Below are 19431 nucleotides of genomic sequence, written 5' to 3' on the forward strand. Positions count from 1 at the left end.
CCTTACGCCGCCGGCTTCGCCGCCTGGTCCTCGCTCGACAACAGATGCAGCAGCGCGCTCTTGATCGCGGCCTGCCGGGTCGGCGCGGTGATCTGGGCGCCAAGCAGGTCGGTGACGTAGAACACGTCGCGGGCGCGTTCGCCGAAGGTCGCGACATGCGCCGAGGCGATGTTGAGGTTGAGCTTCGAGATCGCTGTGGTTAGCTGGTAGAGCAGGCCGGGGCGGTCGAGACCGGAGACCTCGATCACGGTGTAGCGGTCGGACCACTGGTTGTTGATGGTCACTTCGGGCTCGACGATGAACGGGCGCGTCTTGCTGCGCACCGCGCGCTTGGCCACGGCCTCGGGCAGCCTGAGCTTGCCTTCCAGCACCTGCTCGATCATCTCGCCGATCCGCGTCGCGCGGCGGCCCTCGTCATCGTCCCGGTCGTATTCGCGCGAGATCGAGATGGTGTCGAGCGCGCGGCCGTCGGTCGTGGTGTAGATCTGCGCGTCGACGATGTTGGCGCCGGCGGAGGCGCAGGCGCCCGCGATGATCGACAGCAGCCAGGGATGGTCGGTCGCCAGAATCGTGAGCTCGGTGACGGCACGGACCTCGTCGAAGCCGACATTGATCGCAAGCTTGTGGCCGGCCTGCTCGCTGGCGCGGATGAAGCGCGCCTGGCGGATCTTGCGTTGCAGCTCGACCTTGAGCCAGTAGGCCGGGTAGTGCCGGCCGATATAGGCATTGAGCTCGGCCTCCGGCCATTCGGTGAAGGCGCGGCGGAATTCGGCCTGCGCCACCGCGATGCGCTGGGCGCGATTGACCTCGGAGAAGCCGCCGGTCAGCACCGGCTCCGTTTCGTAATACAGCGTGCGCAAGAGCTGCGCCTTCCAGCCGTTCCAGACGCCGGGGCCGACGCCGCGGATGTCGGCGGTGGTCAGGATCGTGAGCAGCTTCATCTGCTCGACGGATTGCACCACGGCGGCGAAATTCTCGATGGTCTTGCGGTCCGACAGATCGCGCGATTGCGCCACCGTCGACATCGTCAGATGTTCCTCGATCAGCCACGCCACCAGTTCGGTGTCGGCGGCCGAGAAGCCGAGCCGCGGGCACAGCCGCCGCGCCACCTTGGCGCCGGCGATCGAATGATCCTCAGGCCGGCCCTTGGCGATGTCGTGCAGCAGGGTTGCGATATAGATCACCGGGCGGTGTTCGGGGCGAATTTTGCGGAACAGGTCGCTGGCGACCGTGAACTCCTCGTTGCCGCCGCGCTCGATGTCCTGCAGGAAGCCGATGCAGCGGAGCAGATGCTCGTCCACCGTGTAGTGGTGGTACATGTTGAACTGCATCATCGAGACGATCTTGCCGAAGGCACGGATGAAATGGCCGAGCACGCCGGTCTCGTTCATCCGCCGCAGCACGGTCTCCGCATCGTTCGAGGTCAGGATCTCCATGAACAGGCGGTTGGCTTCCTCGTTGTCGCGAAGCTGGGTGTTGATCAGCCTCAGCGAGCGCGTCACCGTGCGCATCGCGTCGGGATGGAAGGCGAGGTTGTTCTGCTGCGCGAGGCGGAAGATCCGGATCAGGTTGACCGGATCGTGCTTGAACACATCAGGGGCGGCGAGGTTGATGCGGTTGTTGTCGACGATGAAGTCGTCGCTGCCGGCCACTCGCCGTCGTTTGGCGCCGGGCCGCAGCCGCGCCACCATCCGGCTCAGCACCGGCGCCGGCTTGTTGTGCTCCTCTTCGAGCTTGGCGCACAGGATCGCGGTGAGATCGCCGACGTCCTTGGCGATCAGGAAGTAGTGCTTCATGAAGCGCTCGACGTCCTGCATGCCGGGATGCGAGGTGTAGCCGAGGCGCACCGCGATCTCGCGCTGCATGTCGAACGACAGCCGCTCCTCGGCACGTCCGGCGAAGAAGTGCAGATTGCAGCGCACCGACCACAGGAAGTCGGCGCAGCGGCGGAAGGTGCGGTATTCCTGGGCGTCGAATACGCCGCGTTCCAGCAGCTCGTCGGTCTCGCGCACGCGGTAGACGTATTTCGCGATCCAGAACAGCGTATGCAGGTCGCGCAGGCCGCCCTTGCCATCCTTGACGTTGGGCTCGACCAGATAGCGCGACTGGCCGGCGCGGCGATGCCGCTCCTCGCGCTCGGCGAGCTTGGCGGTGACGAATTCCGCCGCGGTGCCCTGCACGACTTCCTTGTCGAAGCGTTCGACCAACTCGTCATAGAGCGGCTGGTCGCCGGTCAGGAAGCGCGTCTCCAGGATCGCGGTGCGGATCGTCATGTCGCCGCGCGCCTGGCGGATCGATTCATCGACCGAGCGCGTGGCGTGGCCGACCTTCAGCCCCATGTCCCAGAGACAATAGAGGATGGCTTCGGCGACCTGCTCGCCCCAGGCGGTCTGCTTGTAGGGCAGGATGAACAACAGATCGATGTCGGATTCCGGCGCCATCAGCCCGCGGCCATAGCCGCCGGTCGCGACCACGGCCATGCGCTCGGCGCCCGAGGGGATCGGCGAGTGATACAGATGCCGGGTCGCTGCCGCGTAGAGGATGCGGATGATCTCGTCCTGCACGAAGCAGAGCCGTTCGGCACAACGCCGGCCGTGACGGTCCTTCAGCAGCAGCGTCTGCGCCGTGGCGCGCGCCGCGATCAGCTCGGCCTTGAGCAGCTGCGCCATCGCGGCGCGGAACTGGTCCTCGCGGCCGGCATGCTGCTCGGCGAGTGCATTGACCGCAGCGGTGATCCGCTCGGTCTCGAAACGATCATCCGCTTCAGGGCGGACTTCGGCTACGACGCTGTCCATACGTTCATCCGATATCGGACGGAGCTGTTGCTGTCACTGACCAAAGTATAACGACAGCAGCTCCATGCTCTCCTGACGACGCCGTGAGCAAGATCGTTCTCGCGCCATCTCGTAAAGGGTAGAGATTTTCTCGTTGACCGCAAGGCTAACTCATTGAATTAAAAGACTGTTTATTAATCAACCTGAGGGGGTCGACCAATGCAGAAATTTTTCCGGCGCGCTTTCGCGACGCTGTTCGCGATCTCCGCGTTGCTGCCTGGCACAGCGCTTGCCGCCGACGCGCTGAAGGAGATCCGGATCGACTGGGCGACCTACAATCCGGTGTCGATGGTCCTGAAGCAGAAGGGTCTGCTGGAGAAGGAGTTCGCCAAGGACGGCATCAGCATCGTCTGGGTGCAGTCGGCCGGCTCCAACAAGGCGCTCGAATTCCTCAACGCCGGTTCGATCGATCTCGGCTCGACCGCGGGCTCGGCCGCTTTGGTGGCCCGGATCAACGGCAATCCGATCAAGTCGATCTACGTTTATTCGCGTCCTGAATGGACCGCGCTGGTCACCGCCAAGGACTCCAAGATCGCCTCGGTTGCCGACCTCAAGGGCAAGCGCGTCGCGGTGACGCGCGGCACCGACCCGCACATCTTCCTGGTCCGTGCGCTGCTCGGCGCCGGTTTGACCGAAAAGGACATCACGCCGGTACTGCTGCAGCACGCCGACGGCAAGACCGCGCTGATCCGCGGCGATGTCGACGCCTGGGCCGGCCTCGACCCGATGATGGCGCAGGCCGAGGTCGAGGACGGCGCCAAGCTGTTCTACCGCAAGGCCGACGCCAACACCTGGGGCATCCTCAATGTGCGCGAGGAGTTCTTGAAAGCGCATCCGGATATCGTCCGCCGCGTGCTCGGAGCTTACGAGGAGGCGCGGAAATATTCGCTGGCGAACTACGACGAGCTGAAGAAGACCTTCATCGCCGTGACCAAGCTGCCGGACGCCGTGGTCGACAAGCAGCTCAAGGAGCGCACCGAGCTGACCCACAGCCGGATCGGCGCTCCCCAGCGCGAGTCGATTTTGGCCGCGGGCCTCGCCTTGCAGCAGGCTGGCGTGATCGACGCCAAGACGGACGTGAAGGCCGCGCTCGACAGCCTGATCGACGATCAGGTCCCGCTTCCGACGAACTAGCTACCGTTGCACCCTCTCCCCTTGTGGGAGAGGGTCGCTTCGCGCAGCGAAGCGGGGTGACGGGTTCTCTCCCCTCGGCGCTCTCTAGCAAGCGGATAGAGACCCCTCATCCGTCGCGGACTGCGTCCGCGCCACCTTCTCCCACAAGGGGAGAAGGAAAGAGGGCGCCGCGGCTCGCGTTTCGACCCACCTTGCAATCCCGCCGGAAGAATAGTTCTTGCTATGGCCATGACCGTTGACCTGCCTGCGCTGGAACAGACGGCCGCGCCGCGTGCGGCGGCGGCGCGGTGGTCGCGTTTTGCGCGCCCGGTGCTCGGGCTCGTGGTGCCGGTCGTGCTCGCGCTGGGCTGGGAACTGGTCGTTGATCTCGGCTATTCCAACGGCCGCCTGGTGCCGCCGCCGTCAAAGGTGTTCGAGACTATCGTGGCGCTCGCCAAAAGCGGCGAGCTGTCGCGCCATATCCTGGCGACGCTATGGCGGGTCGGCGCGGGCTTTGCGCTCGGCGTCATCGCCGGCACCCTCATGGGCGCGATCTCCGGCTACTGGGATTTCGCCAAGCGGCTGCTTGATCCGACCGTACAGGCGCTGCGTGCGATCCCCTCGCTCGCCTGGGTGCCGCTGTTCGTGCTCTGGCTCGGCATCTTCGAGACCTCGAAGGTCGCGCTGATCGCGGTCGGCGTGTTCTTTCCGATCTATCTCGGCGTGATGGGCGCGATCCTGTCGGTCGATCGCAAGATCGTCGAGGTCGGCCGCGTGTTCCGCCTCTCCGGACCCGCCATGATCCGCCGCATCCTGTTGCCGGCTGTGCTGCCGGCCTATGTGGTGTCGCTGCGGGTCGGGCTCGGCCTCGGCTGGATGTTCGTGGTCGCGGCCGAACTGATCGGCGCCTCCGAAGGTCTCGGCTATCTCCTGCTCGACGGCCAGCAACTCGGCAAGCCGGCGCAGATCCTCGCCGCGATCGTGATCTTCGCGATCCTCGGCAAACTGACCGACTGGCTGATCGAGGTCGCGACAGCGCCGCTGCTGCGCTGGCAGGATGCGTTCGGCGCGCGGGGAGGGCAGTGATGCTGGCACTGAAGGACGTCGGCAAGACCTATCCGAACGGCGTCCACGCGCTGGAACGTTTCTCGGCCGAGATTTCGCTCGGCGAGATCATCGCCATCATCGGCGGCTCCGGTTGCGGCAAGTCGACACTCTTACGCGCCATCGCCGGCCTCGATCGCGCCAGCACCGGCAGCGTGACGCTCGACAATGCGGTGATCACGTCACCGCACGCCAAGATCGGCATCATCTTCCAGGAGCCGCGGCTTTTGCCCTGGCTCAGCGTCGCCGACAATATCGGCTTCGGTCTCGCCGACCTCGCGGCTGATGTCAGGCGCAAAAGGGTCGCCGCGGCGCTGGCCCGCGTCGGCCTCGCTGACAAGGCTGCGGCCTGGCCGCGTGAGCTCTCCGGCGGGCAGGCGCAGCGGGTCGCGATCGCCCGTGCGCTGGTGCCGCAGCCGGAGGTGCTGCTGCTCGACGAGCCGTTCTCGGCGCTCGATGCGTTCACGCGGCGCGACCTGCAGGACCACCTGCTCGATCTCTGGGCCGACACGCGCCCGACCCTGATCCTGGTCACCCATGACGTCGACGAGGCGGTGGTGCTGGCTGACCGCGTGCTGGTGATGCGGCCGCGGCCGGGCCGGCTGTTCGAGGAGATCACCATCAATCTGGCGCGGCCGCGCGACCGCAAATCCGAGCTGTTCGATACCTTCAAGCGCCGCGTGCTGACCGCGCTCGACCGCTCGCTGGACCGTTCGGTGCGTGACGTCACGGACAAATCGAGCGCCGGCGAGGCGATGTGGTGGTGACATCGGCGCCATAAGGCCTTACATCCGAAGGCTAAGAAGAATAGCCGGGAGCAGAACCATGGACTCCGCCGAACTCCGCGCAATGCAGGCTCCGATCAAGGAGCGCTACAAGACCGATCCCCAGGCCGCCGTGGTCACGTTGAAGGCCAAGGGCACGATCGACAACGAAAGCCTGTCCTGCAAGGTCGAAACCGGCCGCGCGCTCGCGGTCGCCGGCCTGCATCCCGCCACCGGCGGCTCCGGGCTCGAGCTCTGCTCCGGCGACATGCTCTTGGAAGCGCTGGTCGCCTGTGCCGGCGTCACGCTGAAATCGGTCGCAACCGCCGTCGAGGTGCCGCTTAAGGTCGGCAACGTGTTCGCCGAGGGCGATCTGGATTTCCGCGGCACGCTCGGCGTCGACAAGGAGGCCCCGGTCGGCTTCCGCGAGATCCGTCTCCGCTTCGACGTCGGCACCGACGCGCCGCAGGACAAGCTCGATCTGCTGCTGAAGCTCACCGAGCGCTATTGCGTAGTCTACCAGACCATCAAGAACGGCCCGAAAGTGTCGGTCACGATGCAGCGGGTTTAGCGCGTCGCCCCGGCGAAAGCCGGGGCCCATACGCCGTGTCCTCTCGGTTCAAGCCGCGCTGCCCGACGGCTTTCGCTCCTCACACCCATTCGTGGTTATGGGTCCCGGCCTTCGTCGGGACGACACTCGATGTCCCCCGAACTCCACTTCGTCCTGCTCCTCGTGCTGCGCATGGCGGTTGCCGCCGCCTTCGTGGTCAGTGCGTCCATCATCACGGAACGGTCGGGGCCGGTGATCGGCGCACTGATCGCCACCCTGCCGATCTCGGCCGGGCCGTCCTACACCTTCCTCGCGCTCGATCATGACGCTGCCTTCATCGCCGAGGGCGCGTTGTCGAGCCTGCCGGTCAATGCGGCGACGATCTTCATGGGCCTGACTTATGCCGTGCTGGCGCAGCGCTTCAGCATGTGGATCAGCGCGGGCTCCGCGATCGCGTTGTGGCTGGTGCTCGGCACCATCATCCGCCAGTTCGCATGGACGCTTGCCGGCGGTTTGATCCTCAATGCCATTGCCTTCGCGATCTGCATTCCGCTGCTCAGGCCCTATCGGCACGTCCGGAAAATGCCGCTGATCGCGCGGCGCTGGTACGATATTCCGCTGCGCGCTGCGCTGGTCGCAAGCTTGGTCGGCACCGTCGTCACCGCGTCGACCTGGGTCGGTCCGCGCGTCACGGGCGTGATCGCGCTGTTTCCGATCGTGTTCTCCTCGATGATGCTGATCCTGCATCCGCGCATTGGTGGCCCCGCCACCGCCGCCGTGCTCGCCAACAGCGCCTGGGGCCTGCTCGGCTTCGGCCTCGGCATCGCCGTGCTGCATGTCGCGGTGCTGCAGTTCGGCTCGGCGATCGGCCTCAGCTGCGCACTCGCCACCTGCATCGCCTGGAATCTGGCGCTGTGGCAGGTCGGGCGACGGCGCGCCGTGAAGCCGTAGAGGCGTAGGATGGGTAGAGCGCAGCGAAACCATCATGCTTCGGCATACAACGATTGATGGGTTTCGCTGCGCTCTACCCATCCTACGGTACTACGGCACGGCTACTGCTTCGGCAATTTCGCCCTCAACGCATACAGCGCATCGAGCGCCTCGCGCGGCGACATTTCGTCGGGGTGCAGTGCCTTCACCGCCTCGACCAGCAAATCCGTCTCGCTCGGCGGCTTATCCTCACTTGCGGCGCGGGAGGGCACGGCGAACAGCGGCAAATCGTCGACCAGAGCGCGCGCGGTCTGGCCGCGGTCCTGGGCTTCGAGCTTCGCCAGCACCGATTTGGCGCGGGTGATCACCGCGGGCGGCAGGCCGGCGAGCTTTGCGACCTGGATGCCGTAGGAACGGTCGGCGGAGCCGGGCAGCACCTCGTGCAGGAATACGACGTCGCCCTGCCATTCCTTGACCCGCACCGTGGCGTTGAACATCCGCGGCAGCTTGGCCGAGAGCGCGGTCAGCTCGTGATAGTGGGTGGCAAAGAGCGTGCGGCAGCGGTTGCTTTCATGCAGATGCTCGATCGCGGCCCAGGCGATCGACAGGCCGTCGAAAGTCGCGGTCCCACGGCCGATCTCGTCGAGGATGACGAGCGACCGCTCGCTCGCCTGGTTGAGGATCACGGCGGTCTCGACCATCTCGACCATGAAGGTCGAGCGTCCGCGCGCCAGGTCGTCGGCGGCGCCGACGCGCGAGAACAGCCGGTCGACGATGCCGAGCCGCGCCCGCGACGCCGGCACATACGAGCCGATCTGCGCCAACAGCGCGATCAGCGCGTTCTGGCGCAGGAAGGTCGATTTACCGGCCATGTTCGGTCCGGTGATCAGCCAGAGCTGGCCGGACTTCTGTCCCGGCGCCGGCGACAGGTCGCAGGCATTGGCGATGAACGGCTGGCCGTCGCGTTTGAGCGCCTGCTCGACCACCGGATGGCGGCCGCCCTCGATCGCAAAGCCGAGCGAGCCGTCGACCTCGGGCCGCACGTAATTGTCGTCGATCGCAAGCTTCGCCAGCGAGGTCGCGACGTCGAGCATCGCAAAGGCATGCGCGGCGTTGCGCAGATCGTCGCTGGCGGCGAGCGCCATCGCGCTCAGCCGTTCAAAGATCTCGAGCTCGAGATTGAGCGCGCGCTCGCCGGCATTGGCGATCTTGGCCTCGGTCTCGCCGAGCTCTGCCGTGGTGAAACGAACCTGTCCCGCCAGCGTCTGGCGATGGATGAAGGTCGCATTGAGCGGCGGCGCGAACAGCTTGTCGCCGTGCTGCGCGGTGACCTCGACGAAATAGCCCAGCACATTGTTGTGCCGGATCTTCAGCGTCTTGATGCCGGTGTCCTCGGCATAGCGCGCCTGCATCGCGGCGACGACGAGGCGCGAGGCATCGCGCAAATTCCGGCTCTCGTCGAGCGCGGCCTCATAGCCTTCGCGGACGAAGCCGCCGTCGCGCTTGATCAGCGGCAATTGCTCGGACAGCGCGCGGGTGAACTCCTGCGCGAGATCGCGCGAGGGGCGTTGCAGCGCCGCCATCACGGTCGAAACCTCGGCCGCGGGACTAGCGAGCTGCGCGAGCAGCTCCAGCGCCTGGTCGGCGGCAAGGATGCCGTCGCGCAGGCTGGCGAGATCGCGCGGGCCGCCGCGGCCGACCGAGAGCCGCGCCAGCGCGCGCGACATGTCGGGCGCGGCGCGCAGCACGGTCCTGATGTCCTCGCGCGCGGCTGAATCCGCAACGAAGGTGGAGACGGCATCGAGCCGCCGTGCGATCACCGCAACATCGGTCAGCGGCGCGGCCAGCCGTTGTGCGAGGAGGCGCGAGCCCGCCGCGGTGACGGTGCAGTCGATCGCATCGAGCAGCGAGCCGCGGCGCTCGCCGGCGAGCGTCCGCGTCAGCTCGAGGTTGGCGCGGGTCGCCGGATCGATCGCCATCGTGGTGCCGGCAGCCTCGCGCGCCGGCGGCGACAGCGGCGGACGTTTGCCGACCTGGGTGCGGTCGATATAGGTGACGGCGGCGGCTGCGGCGGTCGCCTCCAGCCGCGACATCGCGGACAGGCCATCCATGGTCGCGACCGCGAAATAGTCGCACAGCCGCCGCTCCGATGTGGCGCTGTCGAACACGTCGCGGGTCAGCGGCGTCACCGACGGCAGCTCGCGCAAGGTCGGCGCGAGTTCATTGTCGCTGTACAGCGCGTCGGTGACGATCGCCTCGTTCGGATTGATGCGCGCCAGCGTCGCCGCGAGCTCCGATGTCGCGCACTCCGTCACCATGAATTCGGAGGTCGAGATGTCGATCCAAGCAAGGCCGAGACGATCCGCGCCGGCCGAGCCGCGGGCGCGTGCGATTGCGATCAGGTAATTGTTGGTGCGGGCGTCGAGCAGCGTGTCTTCGGTCAGCGTGCCCGGCGTCACCAGCCGCACCACGCCGCGGCGGACCACGCTTTTGTTGCCGCGGGCCTTTGCCTCCGCGGGATTTTCCGTCTGCTCGCACACCGCGACGCGGTGCCCGGCACCGATCAGGCGATGCAGGTAATCCTCTGAGCGTTCGACCGGAACGCCGCACATCGGGATGTCCATGCCCTGATGCTTGCCGCGCTTGGTCAGCACGATGCCGAGCGTCTTCGAGGCGATCTCGGCATCCTCGAAGAACAGCTCGTAGAAATCGCCCATCCGGTAGAACAGCAGGAGGCCGGGGTGGGCGGCCTTGATCTCCAGATACTGTTCCATCATCGGCGTGACGCGCGACGGCGCCTCGGCGGCAGTGGCTTCGGGCGGAACGGGGATGGGCTGCTGAATAGTCATGAGGTGGCGGAAACTACAGAATTTCGCCATGCGGTCCTATCCGCGAAGGCGGAGTTTTCCACCCTGTCCACGGTGCCATTATGACAGCCCTCACGGTAATGCGTGCGGGGCGCGCAGCCGCGTCAATTGACCTGCCGCGGGCACGCTCCTAAAACTCCCCTCAAGTTCCAGCCGATCCAGCGCCTAAGTCGCGGCATTCAGGGAGAGATTCAATGCGTGATGTGTTCATTTGCGATGCCGTCCGGACACCAATCGGCCGTTTCGGCGGCTCGCTCGCCAAGGTGCGCGCCGACGATCTCGCGGCGGCCCCGATCAAGGCGCTGATGGCCAAGCACCCGACGCTCGACTGGAATCAGGTCGACGAGGTCTATTTCGGCTGCGCCAACCAGGCCGGCGAGGACAACCGCAACGTCGCGCGCATGGCGCTCCTGCTCGCCGGTATGCCGGAATCGGTTCCCGGTCAGACCCTGAACCGGCTCTGCGCCTCCGGCCTCGACGCGGTCGGTGCGGCGGGCCGCGCCATCCGCGCCGGCGAGATCGATTTCGCGATCGCGGGCGGCGTCGAATCGATGACGCGCGCACCGTTCGTGATGGGCAAGGCTTCCGAAGCCTTCTCGCGCTCGTCCGAGATCTACGACACCACGATCGGCTGGCGCTTCATCAATCCCCTGATGAAGGCGCAGTATGGCGTCGATGCGATGCCGGAGACCGGCGAGAACGTCGCCGAGGAATTCCAGGTGTCGCGTGCCGATCAGGATGCGATGGCGATCCGCTCGCAGCAGCGCGCGGGTGCCGCGATCGCGTCGGGCTATTTCGCCGAGGAGATCGTGCCGATCCAGGTGCCCGGCGGCAAGGCCGGCCCGATCACCGTCGACAAGGACGAGCATCCGCGGCCGGAGACCACGCTCGAAGCTCTCGCCAAGCTGAAGCCGATCGTGCGCAATCCGGGCACGGTGACCGCGGGCAATGCGTCCGGCGTCAATGACGGCGCCGCCGCGATGATCCTTGCGTCGGAAGCCGCCGTGAAGAAGCACGGCCTGACCCCGCGCGCGAAGATCCTCGGTCTCGCCTCGGCCGCGGTGCCGCCGCGCATCATGGGCATCGGCCCGGTGCCGGCGACCAGGAAGCTGGTCGAGCGTCTCGGCATCAAGGTGTCGGACTTCGATCTGATCGAGCTCAACGAGGCCTTCGCCTCGCAGGGCATCGCCTGCCTGCGCCAGCTCGGCGTCAAGGAAGACGCCGATTTCGTCAATCCGCATGGCGGCGCGATCGCGCTCGGCCATCCGCTCGGCATGAGCGGCGCGCGGCTGGTGCTGACCGCTGTGCACGGCATGGAGAAGCGCGGCGGGAAGCTTGCCTTGGCAACTATGTGCGTCGGGGTCGGCCAGGGCGTCGCGGTCGCGATCGAAAAGCTGAATTAATCCAATGGCTTGGAAGGGCTGAAAACAGCCCTTCCCCAATTTGGTTATGCATTATAATGATCTGATGTGAGCTCACCGGGCGCGTGGGCCGCGGAGGAATTCGCCATGACCCTGTTGTATCCGCTGCAATCGCTTGCGGCTCATCCGGCGCGGCTGTCGCCGGACTATCGCTCCACCGTGAAGCGCTCGCCGCAAAAGCCGCTGATCCCGATGCGGCACACGCTCTCGGAATTGACCGGGCCGGTCTATGGCCATGAGACGGTGCGCGTGCACGACAATGATCTCACCATCCAGGCCAAGGGCGAGCCGCTCGGCGAGCGCATCATCGTGCACGGTCATGTGCGCGACGAGGACGGCCGCGGCGTGCCGAACACGCTGGTCGAGCTGTGGCAGGCCAATGCCTGCGGCCGCTACATCCATGTGGTCGACCAGCATCCGGCGCCGCTCGATCCGAATTTCACGGGCGCAGGCCGCACGCAATCCGATGCGAGCGGCTACTACAAGTTCATCACCATCAAGCCGGGCGCCTATCCCTGGGGCAATCATCACAACGCCTGGCGGCCCGCGCATATCCACTTCTCGGTGTTCGGGCATTCCTTCGTCTCGCGGCTTGTGACGCAGATGTACTTCCCCGGCGATCCGCTGTTCCCGTTCGATCCGATCTTCAATTCGGTCACGGATGAGAAGGCGCGGGCGCGGATGATCTCGTCGTTCGATCTCGAGAACACCAAGCCGGAATGGGCGCTGTGCTATCGCTTCGATATCGTGCTGCGCGGGCGCAATGCCACGCCGATGGAGACCAAATAAGTGTCGAACCAGCGTCCTGATGGAATCACGCCCTCGCAGACCGTCGGTCCCTATTTCAAATATGGCCTGACGCCGAACGGCGAATATGAGTGGAACGATGCCTTCACCAACAATCTGCTGACGGGCGACGTCTCGGGCGAGCGCATCCGCGTCGAGGGTACCGTCTATGACGGCGACGGCGCCGTGATCCCGGATTGCATGCTGGAGATCTGGCAGGCCGACAGCCAGGGCCGCTTCTCCGATCCGCAGGATGCGCGCGCGCTACCGAATTCCTCGTTCAAGGGCTTCGGTCGCTGCGGCACCGACAAGAGCGGCTTCTATTCGTTCGACACCATCAAGCCGGGTGTGGTGCCGGATGCCGACGGCAAGCCGCAGGCGCCGCACATCGTGCTCGCGGTGTTCGCCCGCGGCATGCTGCTGCATCTCTACACGCGGATCTATTTCGACGACGAAGCCGGCAACGCCGGCGATGCCGTGCTGGCGCTGGTGCCGGCCGATCGCCGCGCCACCTTGATTGCCAGGCGCAAGGCTGGCTCGGGCAATACCTACATGTTCGATGTCCACCTTCAGGGCGACAACGAGACCGTGTTCTTCGACGTCTAGCCGCTGACCGCGCCTGGCGGCGCGCAAATCCAGCACTGAAGGGACGACCCAAATCCGCTGCGCGCCTTCGCCGCAGCGGATTTTGCTTGACTATGCGCGATCAGTTATATAGCAAGTTGGTTATATAACAGATACGAGATGAATTATGCCCAACCTCGACGCCGCCTTTTCCGCGCTCGCCGACCCGACCCGCCGGGCGATCCTGGCGCGTCTCGCTCTGGGTGAGGCGACGGTGATGGAGCTGGTCGAGCCGTTCGAGATGACCCAGCCCGCGATCTCCCGCCATCTCAAGGTGCTCGAGGGCGCGGGCCTGATCGTGCGGCGCGTTGAGGGCACCAAGCGGCCGTGCCGGTTGGCGCCGACTGCGGTCGCCGAGATTGATCAATGGCTCGGCATGCTGCGGCGGGCGCTGGAAACCAATTACGACCGGCTGGACGGAGTGCTGGCCGCCATGAAGCCTGAGAAATGAAGGGTATCCCATGAGCAAGTTGACACTGAAGACCGAAGGCGACCGCTACATCGTTGTCACCAGGCGCTTCGTCGCGCCGCCCGAGGCGGTGTATCGCGCGCACACCGAGCCGGAGCTGCTGCAGAAGTGGCTGCTCGGTCCCGAGGGCTGGACCATGCCGGTCTGCGTCAGCGATCTCAGGCCCGGCGGCAAGATCCGCTACGAGTGGACCGACGGCAAGGGCGGCGGCTTTCATCTGACCGGCGAATATGTCGAACTCGAACCGTTTAGCCGCATCGTGCATGTCGAGCGCATGCATCTGCCGGATCCGACCCCGGACAATCGCGTCGAGACGCGGTTTGCGCCTGACGGCGGCGGCACCGTGATGACCATGCGGATGACCTTGCCGGATGCCGAGACGCGCGCGGCGATGCTCGCGACCGGCATGGAGCACGGCATGGAAGACAGCTATGCTCGGCTCGACCGCATGAGCTGAGCACACTGACGTGAGGGACAATGCGCGACCGTTTCCTGACCGGTCTGATCGGGTATCCGATCGCGCATTCAGCGGCGCCTGCGATGCACGAGCAGGCCGCAGCAGTGCTCGGCGTTCACTGTCACTACCAGCTCATCGAGGTTGATGGCGCCGGGCGCGACGATCTGCGTGCGATATTAGAGGGCATCAGGCGGCTCGGCTTTGCCGGCGTCAACGTCACCTTTCCTTACAAGGAAGCGGTCGTCGATCTGCTCGATGACCTCTCACCCGATGCGCGGGCGATCGGCGCGGTCAACACCATCGTCGCCGATGGCGCGCGGCTGGTCGGGCACAACACCGATGCGACCGGCTTTGCGCGTGCGATCGCACCGCTGCTTGCGTCAGCGCCGCGCGGCCCGATCGCGCTGATCGGTGCCGGCGGTGTCGGCAAGGCGATCGCCTTCGCGCTCGTCGGCCTCGGTGTCGCCGGGATCAGGGTCTTCGACGCCGATGCCGCCAAGGCCGCGCAGCTTGCTGGCCAGTTGCGGGATCGCGATGCGATCCATGCCGGCAGCGTCGCGAGCGCGGTGGACGGCGCCACAGGTCTCGTCAATGCAACGCCGGTCGGCATGCTGCCGAGCCGCGACACGCCGGTGCCGGACGCGCTGCTGCGTCCGTCGATGTGGGTTGCCGACGCCGTCTACACGCCGCTCTGGACGCCGTTGCTGACCGCGGCAAAAGCCAAGGGCGCAAACGTCCTGACCGGACGCGAGCTCGCGATCAACGCCTCGGCCGATGCATTCAAGCTGTTCACGGGATTGACGCCGCCGCATGCCGCGATGGCAAATGCGTTCGACGCCGTGATGGCCGCGCGCTACTCTTCGCCCGCCTGAACGGCGGGAGCATTGAATGAAGAAAATCAGGGTCGGTCTGGCCGGCTGCGGCTTCGTGTCGGAGCTGCATATGGTTGCGTATCGGCGGGTCTATGGCGTCGATGTCGAGGTGAGGGCGGTCGCGGCGCGCGGCGATCATGTCAATGACTTCGCGCGCAAGCACGGAGTCTCGAACGCCTATCGCAGCTTCGCCGAGCTGGTTGCCGACGCTGATATCGACGTCATCGACATCTGCACGCCGCCCAACCTGCACGCCGCGATGATCGTGGAGGCGATGCAGGCCGGCAAGCACGTGATCTGCGAGAAGCCGTTCAGCGGCTATTTCGGCCGCGAGGGCGACAGGCAGCCGATCGGCAAGCATGTCCCGAAGGCGCTGATGTACCAGCGCGTGATGGAGGAGATGGAAGCGACCCGCGCCGCGATCGAAAAGACCGGCAAACTGTTCATGTATGCCGAGGACTGGATCTACGCGCCGGCCGTGACCAAGACCGCGGAGATCATCCGTGCGACGGGCGACAAGATCCTGTTCATGAAGGGCGAGGAGAGCCATTCCGGCTCGCATGCCGCGCACGCTGCAGAGTGGGCGATGACCGGCGGCGGCTCGCTGATCCGGATGGGCTGCCATCCGCTGTCGGCCGTGCTCCATCTCAAGCAGGTCGAGGCGAAGGCCCGCGGCGAGACCATCAATGTCGCGAGCGTCACCTGCGATGTCGGCAATGTGACAGCTTCGCTCAAGGCAGACGAGCGCGCCTACATCAAGGCCAATCCGGTCGATGTCGAGGATTGGGGCACGCTGACCGCGACCTTCTCCGACGGCACCAAGGCCACGGTTTTTTCCGGCGACATGATCATGGGCGGCGTGCGCAATCTGATCGAGACCTATACATCAGGCGGCTCGCTGTTCGCCAACATCACGCCGAACACGCATCTTGTGAGCTATCAGACGTCAGAGGAGAAGCTCGCCTCCGTCTACATCACCGAGAAGGTCGACCGCAAAACCGGCTGGCAGTATGTCTGCCTCGAGGAGGAATGGACCCGTGGCTACCTGCAGGAGATCCAGGACTTCATGGAGTGTGTGGCGACGGGGCGCCAACCGCTCGCGGGCCTCGCGCTGGCGTATGAGACGACGAGAGTGAACTACGCCGGCTATTGGGCGGCGGATGAGGGGCGGCGGGTGGTGCTCTAGCCGCGAGCGCCGCGCTTTCCTTCTCCCCTTGTGGGAGAAGGTGGCGCGCAAAGCGCGCCGGATGAGGGGTTATCACCGCGAATTCATTGCGAGAGATCATTCGCGGAGAGAAACCCCTCACCCGGCTTCGATGCTACGCATCGAAGCCACCCTCTCCCACAAGGGGAGAGGGTGCACCGTCGCTGCGGTCAAAATCACGCTATCGCCTAGGCCCCGTACACCGATCCCTTCGGTAGCGGGAACACCGGGTCCTGCGTCCTGATGTTGGTCGGCCACACCACGGTGATGCGCTCGCCGGCGTTCTGCATCACGACAGGTGTCGAGCGCTCGTTCTGGCCGGACATCGGCGTGCCCGGCGGATAGAACTTCACACCATAGCCCTGGATGGTGCCGCCCGGCGGGATGTCGACATCGAGCGCCGCCTTGCGGATCGCCTCGGGATCGAAGCCGCCATATTTCTCCTTGGCGACCGGCAGCACGTTGTTGAGCAGGACCCAGGTTTGGTTGAAGCCCATCGAGCAGTGCGGCGGCACTTCGGTGGCGCTGGTCTTCTCGCGATAGCGCGCCACCATCACTTTGGTGAGGTCGCCGACCCCCGGCGCGAGCTTGGCCGGATCGAGCAGCTGCGCCGGGACGGGGTCGATGTTGCAGAAATTGTCGATGTCAGCGCCGAAGGTCGTGCGCAGCTTGTCGAGCTGGCTGTAGCCGGCGCCGGCGCCGAACAGCATCTTGAACTTCAGCCCGCTCTCGCGCGCCTGGCGCAGGAACAGCGTGATGTCGGGGTTGTAGCCGGCATGCGAGATGATGTCGGCCTTGGCGCGCTTCAGCTTGGTCACCAGAACCGAGAGATCGGGCGCGGAGGCCGAATAGCCTTCCTTGAGCACGACCTGCAGCCCGGCTTCCTTCGCGAACATCTCGTCGGCGGCGGCAACGCCAACGCCGTAGGGACCATCCTCATGGATCAGCGCAACCTTGACGTCCTTCGGCTCCATCCCGAGCCTGGCCTTGGCGTGCTCGCCGAGGAAGCCGCCGAAGGCCTGGCCGTACTGGTCGGAATGGATCTGGGCGCGGAACACGTATTGCAGGTTCTTGTCCTTGAACACGGCGGTCGAGACCGCGGTCGTGATCCAGAGGATCCGCTTCTGCTGCTCGACCTTGGCGGCGAGCGGCACCGCGTGCGAGCTGGCGAACACGCCGTTGAGGATGTCGACCTTCTCCTGGTCGATCAGCCGATTGGCCTCGTTGATCGCGACATCGGGCTTGCTCTGGGAATCGACATTGACCGGCGCGATCTTGTACTTGCCGCCGACGCCGCCCTTCTCGTTGACGAGATCGATCGCGATCTGCGTGCCGATCGAGGAGGCGACCGAACCGCCGGCGGCAAATGGGCCGGTCAGGTCGTAGATCACACCGATCCGGACCGTCTCGGCCTGCGCCTGCGCGCGTGTCCAATCGAAGCTGAAAGCAGCGGCGGCAGCCGCTGAAGTCTTCAGCAGCGTCCTGCGTGAAGTCGGCATCGCGTCCTCCCCTGAAACCGTCAGTTGTGTGACGGGTATTTCTTGCTTTTCGCGGAGTATTGGGAGGCGACCTCGGAAAGTCAACGCGATTGCGGCGGCAGTGTCTTGCGCTTTCGGAGGGGGCGGCCGCATTGAAAACTGTCGTCGCCCGGCTTGACCGGGCGACCCAGTATTCCAGAGGCTGCAGTGTTTGAGCCGATAGGCCGCGGCGTACTGGATCGCCCGGTCAAGCCGGGCGATGACATCAATAGTGCGGTTAGCGAGTGCGATCGAACCGCGGGGACGCGAAAAACTACTCCATCACCGCGGCATGATCCGACGGCGCCGACTGCGCGCGCAGCGTGGCCTTGGTCGAGCCGATCATCAGCGCGAGCGGGATCGAGACCAGGATGAACAGCATCACCAGCTGGTAGTCGTGCGAGAACGCGATGATCTGCGACTGTGCCGCCACCATCTTGTCGGCCATCGCGCGGCCGGCATCGGTGTTGAGGTTGATCATGCCCGCGACGTCGGGCATCTGCAGCGCGTGGTTGAACGGATTGATCTGCTCCGACAGCTTTGCGTAGATCCGCCGCCCGCCTTCCGTGAGCTGTGCGATCACGATCGAAATGCCGACCGAGCTTGCGACGTTGCGGAACAGCGTCAGCATCGAGGTGCCGTCGGTACGCAGCTGGTTCGGCAGCGTCAGGAACGCCACCGTCGACAGCGGCACGAAGACGAGGCCGAAGCCAAAGCCCTGGATCACGCTGACGACGATGATCTCGCTCGCCTGCGTCATGTCGGTCCAGCCGGTCATCTGGAACAGCGACGCCGCGGTCAGTGCCAGGCCGGAGACGATCAGCGTCCGCGCCTCGATGTAGCGCATCAGGCGGCCGACCAGCATCATCGCGACGAAGGTGCCGGCGCCGCGGGTCGCCAGCAACAGGCCGGCGGTGATGATCGGATAGCCGACCACGTTCTGCAGATACGGTGAGGACAGCGCCATGGTCGAATACAGCACGAGACCCATCACCGTCATGAACACGACACCGCCGAGGAAATTCCGGTCCTTGAAAATCGCGAACTGGATGAACGGCTTGTCGGTGGTCAGCGAATGGGCGAAGAAGAAGTAGGCGCCGACTGCCGCCACGATGAACTCGATCATGATCTCGTTGGATTCCAGCCAGCCGAGCTGCTCGCCGCGGTCCAGCGCGAGCTGCAGCGCGCCGATCGCGACCGCGAGCGCGCCAAAGCCGAACCAGTCGAAGCGCAGCGCGTGGTCCTGCCTGGTCTCGTCCATGAAGATGATCAGGCCGAGCACCGTGAACAAGCCGAACGGCAGGTTGACGAAGAACACCCAGTGCCAGGAGTAGGTCTCGGTCAGCCAGGCACCGAGCGAGGGGCCCATGATCGGACCCATCATCACGCCCATGCCCCAGATCGACATCGCCTTGGCGCGCTCATGCAGCGCGTAGGAGTCCAGCATCACCGCCTGCGACAGCGGCACCAGCGCCGCGCCGAACACGCCCTGCAACAGGCGGAACAGCACCATCTGGTTGATGTCCTGCGCCAGGCCGCAGAACACCGAGGCCACGGTGAAGCCGGCCGAGCAGATGATGAAGATGCGCTTGCGGCCGAAGCGGTTGGCGATCCAGCCCACCGGCGCGGTCATGATCGCGGCCGCGACGATGTAGGAGGTCAGCACCCAGTTGATCTGGTCCTGCGAGGCCGACAGCGAGCCCTGCATATAGGGCAGCGCGACGTTGGCGATCGTGGTGTCGAGCGCCTGCATGATCGTCGCGGTCATCGCGCAGATCGTCACCATGTTCCGGCGCATGCCGGGCACGGCGGATGGTGACGGTGCATTCATTCAGGTCGGTCCTGTTTTTGCGATGAAGTCACCTCTCCCGCTTGCGGGGGAGGTCGGCGCGTAGCGCCGGGTGGGGGCTATCTCCACA

At 65.5% G+C, this 19431-nt stretch carries 17 protein-coding genes; 13 read left to right on the forward strand and 4 right to left on the reverse strand.

Going from position 1 to position 19431, the window contains the following annotated elements; genetic code table 11:
- Nucleotides 1-2 precede the first annotated feature (2 nt).
- The gene (locus tag Q0030_RS19880; RefSeq protein ID WP_298370616.1) at nt 3-2795 is read right to left on the reverse strand and encodes a [protein-PII] uridylyltransferase; all 2793 of its coding nucleotides are present in this window, start codon (nt 2793-2795) and stop codon (nt 3-5) included.
- 198 nt (nt 2796-2993) lie between these two features.
- On the opposite strand from Q0030_RS19880, the gene Q0030_RS19885 reads away from it, so the two are divergent.
- The 5 genes from Q0030_RS19885 to Q0030_RS19905 all read left to right on the forward strand — a co-directional run bounded on the left by Q0030_RS19885 (nt 2994) and on the right by Q0030_RS19905 (nt 7316).
- The gene (locus Q0030_RS19885; protein ID WP_298370618.1) at nt 2994-3968 is read left to right on the forward strand and encodes an aliphatic sulfonate ABC transporter substrate-binding protein; all 975 of its coding nucleotides are present in this window, start codon (nt 2994-2996) and stop codon (nt 3966-3968) included.
- Between the two features lie 228 nt (nt 3969-4196).
- A complete protein-coding gene (locus Q0030_RS19890; protein ID WP_298370771.1) occupies nt 4197-5033 on the forward strand; it encodes an ABC transporter permease in 837 nt (278 codons plus the stop codon).
- Entirely contained in the window at nt 5033-5818 is a 786-nt protein-coding gene (locus Q0030_RS19895; protein ID WP_298370620.1) for an ABC transporter ATP-binding protein, read from the forward strand. The genes Q0030_RS19890 and Q0030_RS19895 overlap by 1 nt, the downstream gene beginning before the upstream one ends.
- 58 nt (nt 5819-5876) lie before the next feature.
- Nucleotides 5877-6386 (forward strand): OsmC family protein, encoded by a 510-nt coding sequence (locus Q0030_RS19900; protein WP_298370623.1) that lies wholly within the window; start codon nt 5877-5879, stop codon nt 6384-6386.
- Between the two features lie 129 nt (nt 6387-6515).
- Nucleotides 6516-7316, forward strand: a complete 801-nt coding sequence (locus Q0030_RS19905; RefSeq protein ID WP_298370625.1) for a hypothetical protein — start codon at nt 6516-6518, stop codon at nt 7314-7316.
- Between the two features lie 101 nt (nt 7317-7417).
- Here Q0030_RS19905 and mutS read toward each other — a convergent pair whose 3' ends face one another.
- Nucleotides 7418-10144, reverse strand: coding sequence for a DNA mismatch repair protein MutS (mutS, locus tag Q0030_RS19910; protein ID WP_298370772.1), 2727 nt, complete (start codon nt 10142-10144; stop codon nt 7418-7420).
- A 212-nt stretch (nt 10145-10356) separates the two neighbouring features.
- Here mutS and pcaF point away from each other — a divergent pair, with 212 nt between their 5' ends.
- The 7 genes from pcaF to Q0030_RS19945 all read left to right on the forward strand — a co-directional run bounded on the left by pcaF (nt 10357) and on the right by Q0030_RS19945 (nt 15977).
- On the forward strand, nt 10357-11565 hold the full coding sequence (gene pcaF / locus Q0030_RS19915; RefSeq protein WP_298370628.1) for a 3-oxoadipyl-CoA thiolase: 1209 nt from the start codon (nt 10357-10359) through the stop codon (nt 11563-11565).
- Nucleotides 11566-11670: 105 nt separating this feature from the next.
- Complete coding sequence (pcaH, locus tag Q0030_RS19920; protein WP_298370631.1) at nt 11671-12372, forward strand: protocatechuate 3,4-dioxygenase subunit beta; 702 nt, start codon at nt 11671-11673, stop codon at nt 12370-12372.
- Nucleotides 12373-12975: a protocatechuate 3,4-dioxygenase subunit alpha gene (gene pcaG, locus Q0030_RS19925; RefSeq protein WP_298370634.1), complete on the forward strand. Its 603-nt coding sequence runs from the start codon at nt 12373-12375 to the stop codon at nt 12973-12975. It begins immediately after the preceding gene.
- A gap of 145 nt (nt 12976-13120) precedes the next feature.
- Nucleotides 13121-13444: a metalloregulator ArsR/SmtB family transcription factor gene (locus tag Q0030_RS19930; protein WP_173640060.1), complete on the forward strand. Its 324-nt coding sequence runs from the start codon at nt 13121-13123 to the stop codon at nt 13442-13444.
- A 10-nt stretch (nt 13445-13454) separates the two neighbouring features.
- The gene (locus tag Q0030_RS19935) at nt 13455-13919 is read left to right on the forward strand and encodes an SRPBCC domain-containing protein (RefSeq protein ID WP_298370638.1); all 465 of its coding nucleotides are present in this window, start codon (nt 13455-13457) and stop codon (nt 13917-13919) included.
- A gap of 20 nt (nt 13920-13939) precedes the next feature.
- Complete coding sequence (locus Q0030_RS19940; protein ID WP_298370640.1) at nt 13940-14791, forward strand: shikimate dehydrogenase; 852 nt, start codon at nt 13940-13942, stop codon at nt 14789-14791.
- A 16-nt stretch (nt 14792-14807) separates the two neighbouring features.
- Nucleotides 14808-15977 carry a Gfo/Idh/MocA family oxidoreductase gene (locus tag Q0030_RS19945; protein WP_298370642.1) on the forward strand — a complete coding sequence of 390 codons (1170 nt, stop codon included), beginning with the start codon at nt 14808-14810 and terminating at the stop codon, nt 15975-15977.
- Nucleotides 15978-16183: 206 nt separating this feature from the next.
- Here the strand turns inward: Q0030_RS19945 and Q0030_RS19950 are convergent, their stop codons facing one another.
- The gene (locus tag Q0030_RS19950; protein ID WP_050404758.1) at nt 16184-17494 is read right to left on the reverse strand and encodes an ABC transporter substrate-binding protein; all 1311 of its coding nucleotides are present in this window, start codon (nt 17492-17494) and stop codon (nt 16184-16186) included.
- 292 nt (nt 17495-17786) lie between these two features.
- Nucleotides 17787-19310 (reverse strand): MDR family MFS transporter, encoded by a 1524-nt coding sequence (locus Q0030_RS19955; RefSeq protein ID WP_298370775.1) that lies wholly within the window; start codon nt 19308-19310, stop codon nt 17787-17789.
- Here Q0030_RS19955 and Q0030_RS19960 point away from each other — a divergent pair.
- The gene (locus Q0030_RS19960; protein WP_298370779.1) at nt 19264-19407 is read left to right on the forward strand and encodes a hypothetical protein; all 144 of its coding nucleotides are present in this window, start codon (nt 19264-19266) and stop codon (nt 19405-19407) included. The genes Q0030_RS19955 and Q0030_RS19960 overlap by 47 nt on opposite strands.
- The last annotated feature ends 24 nt before the right edge of the window (nt 19408-19431 follow it).

The sequence above is a fragment of the uncultured Bradyrhizobium sp. genome, assembly GCF_947648125.1.
Classification (GTDB): Bacteria; Pseudomonadota; Alphaproteobacteria; order Rhizobiales; family Xanthobacteraceae; genus Bradyrhizobium.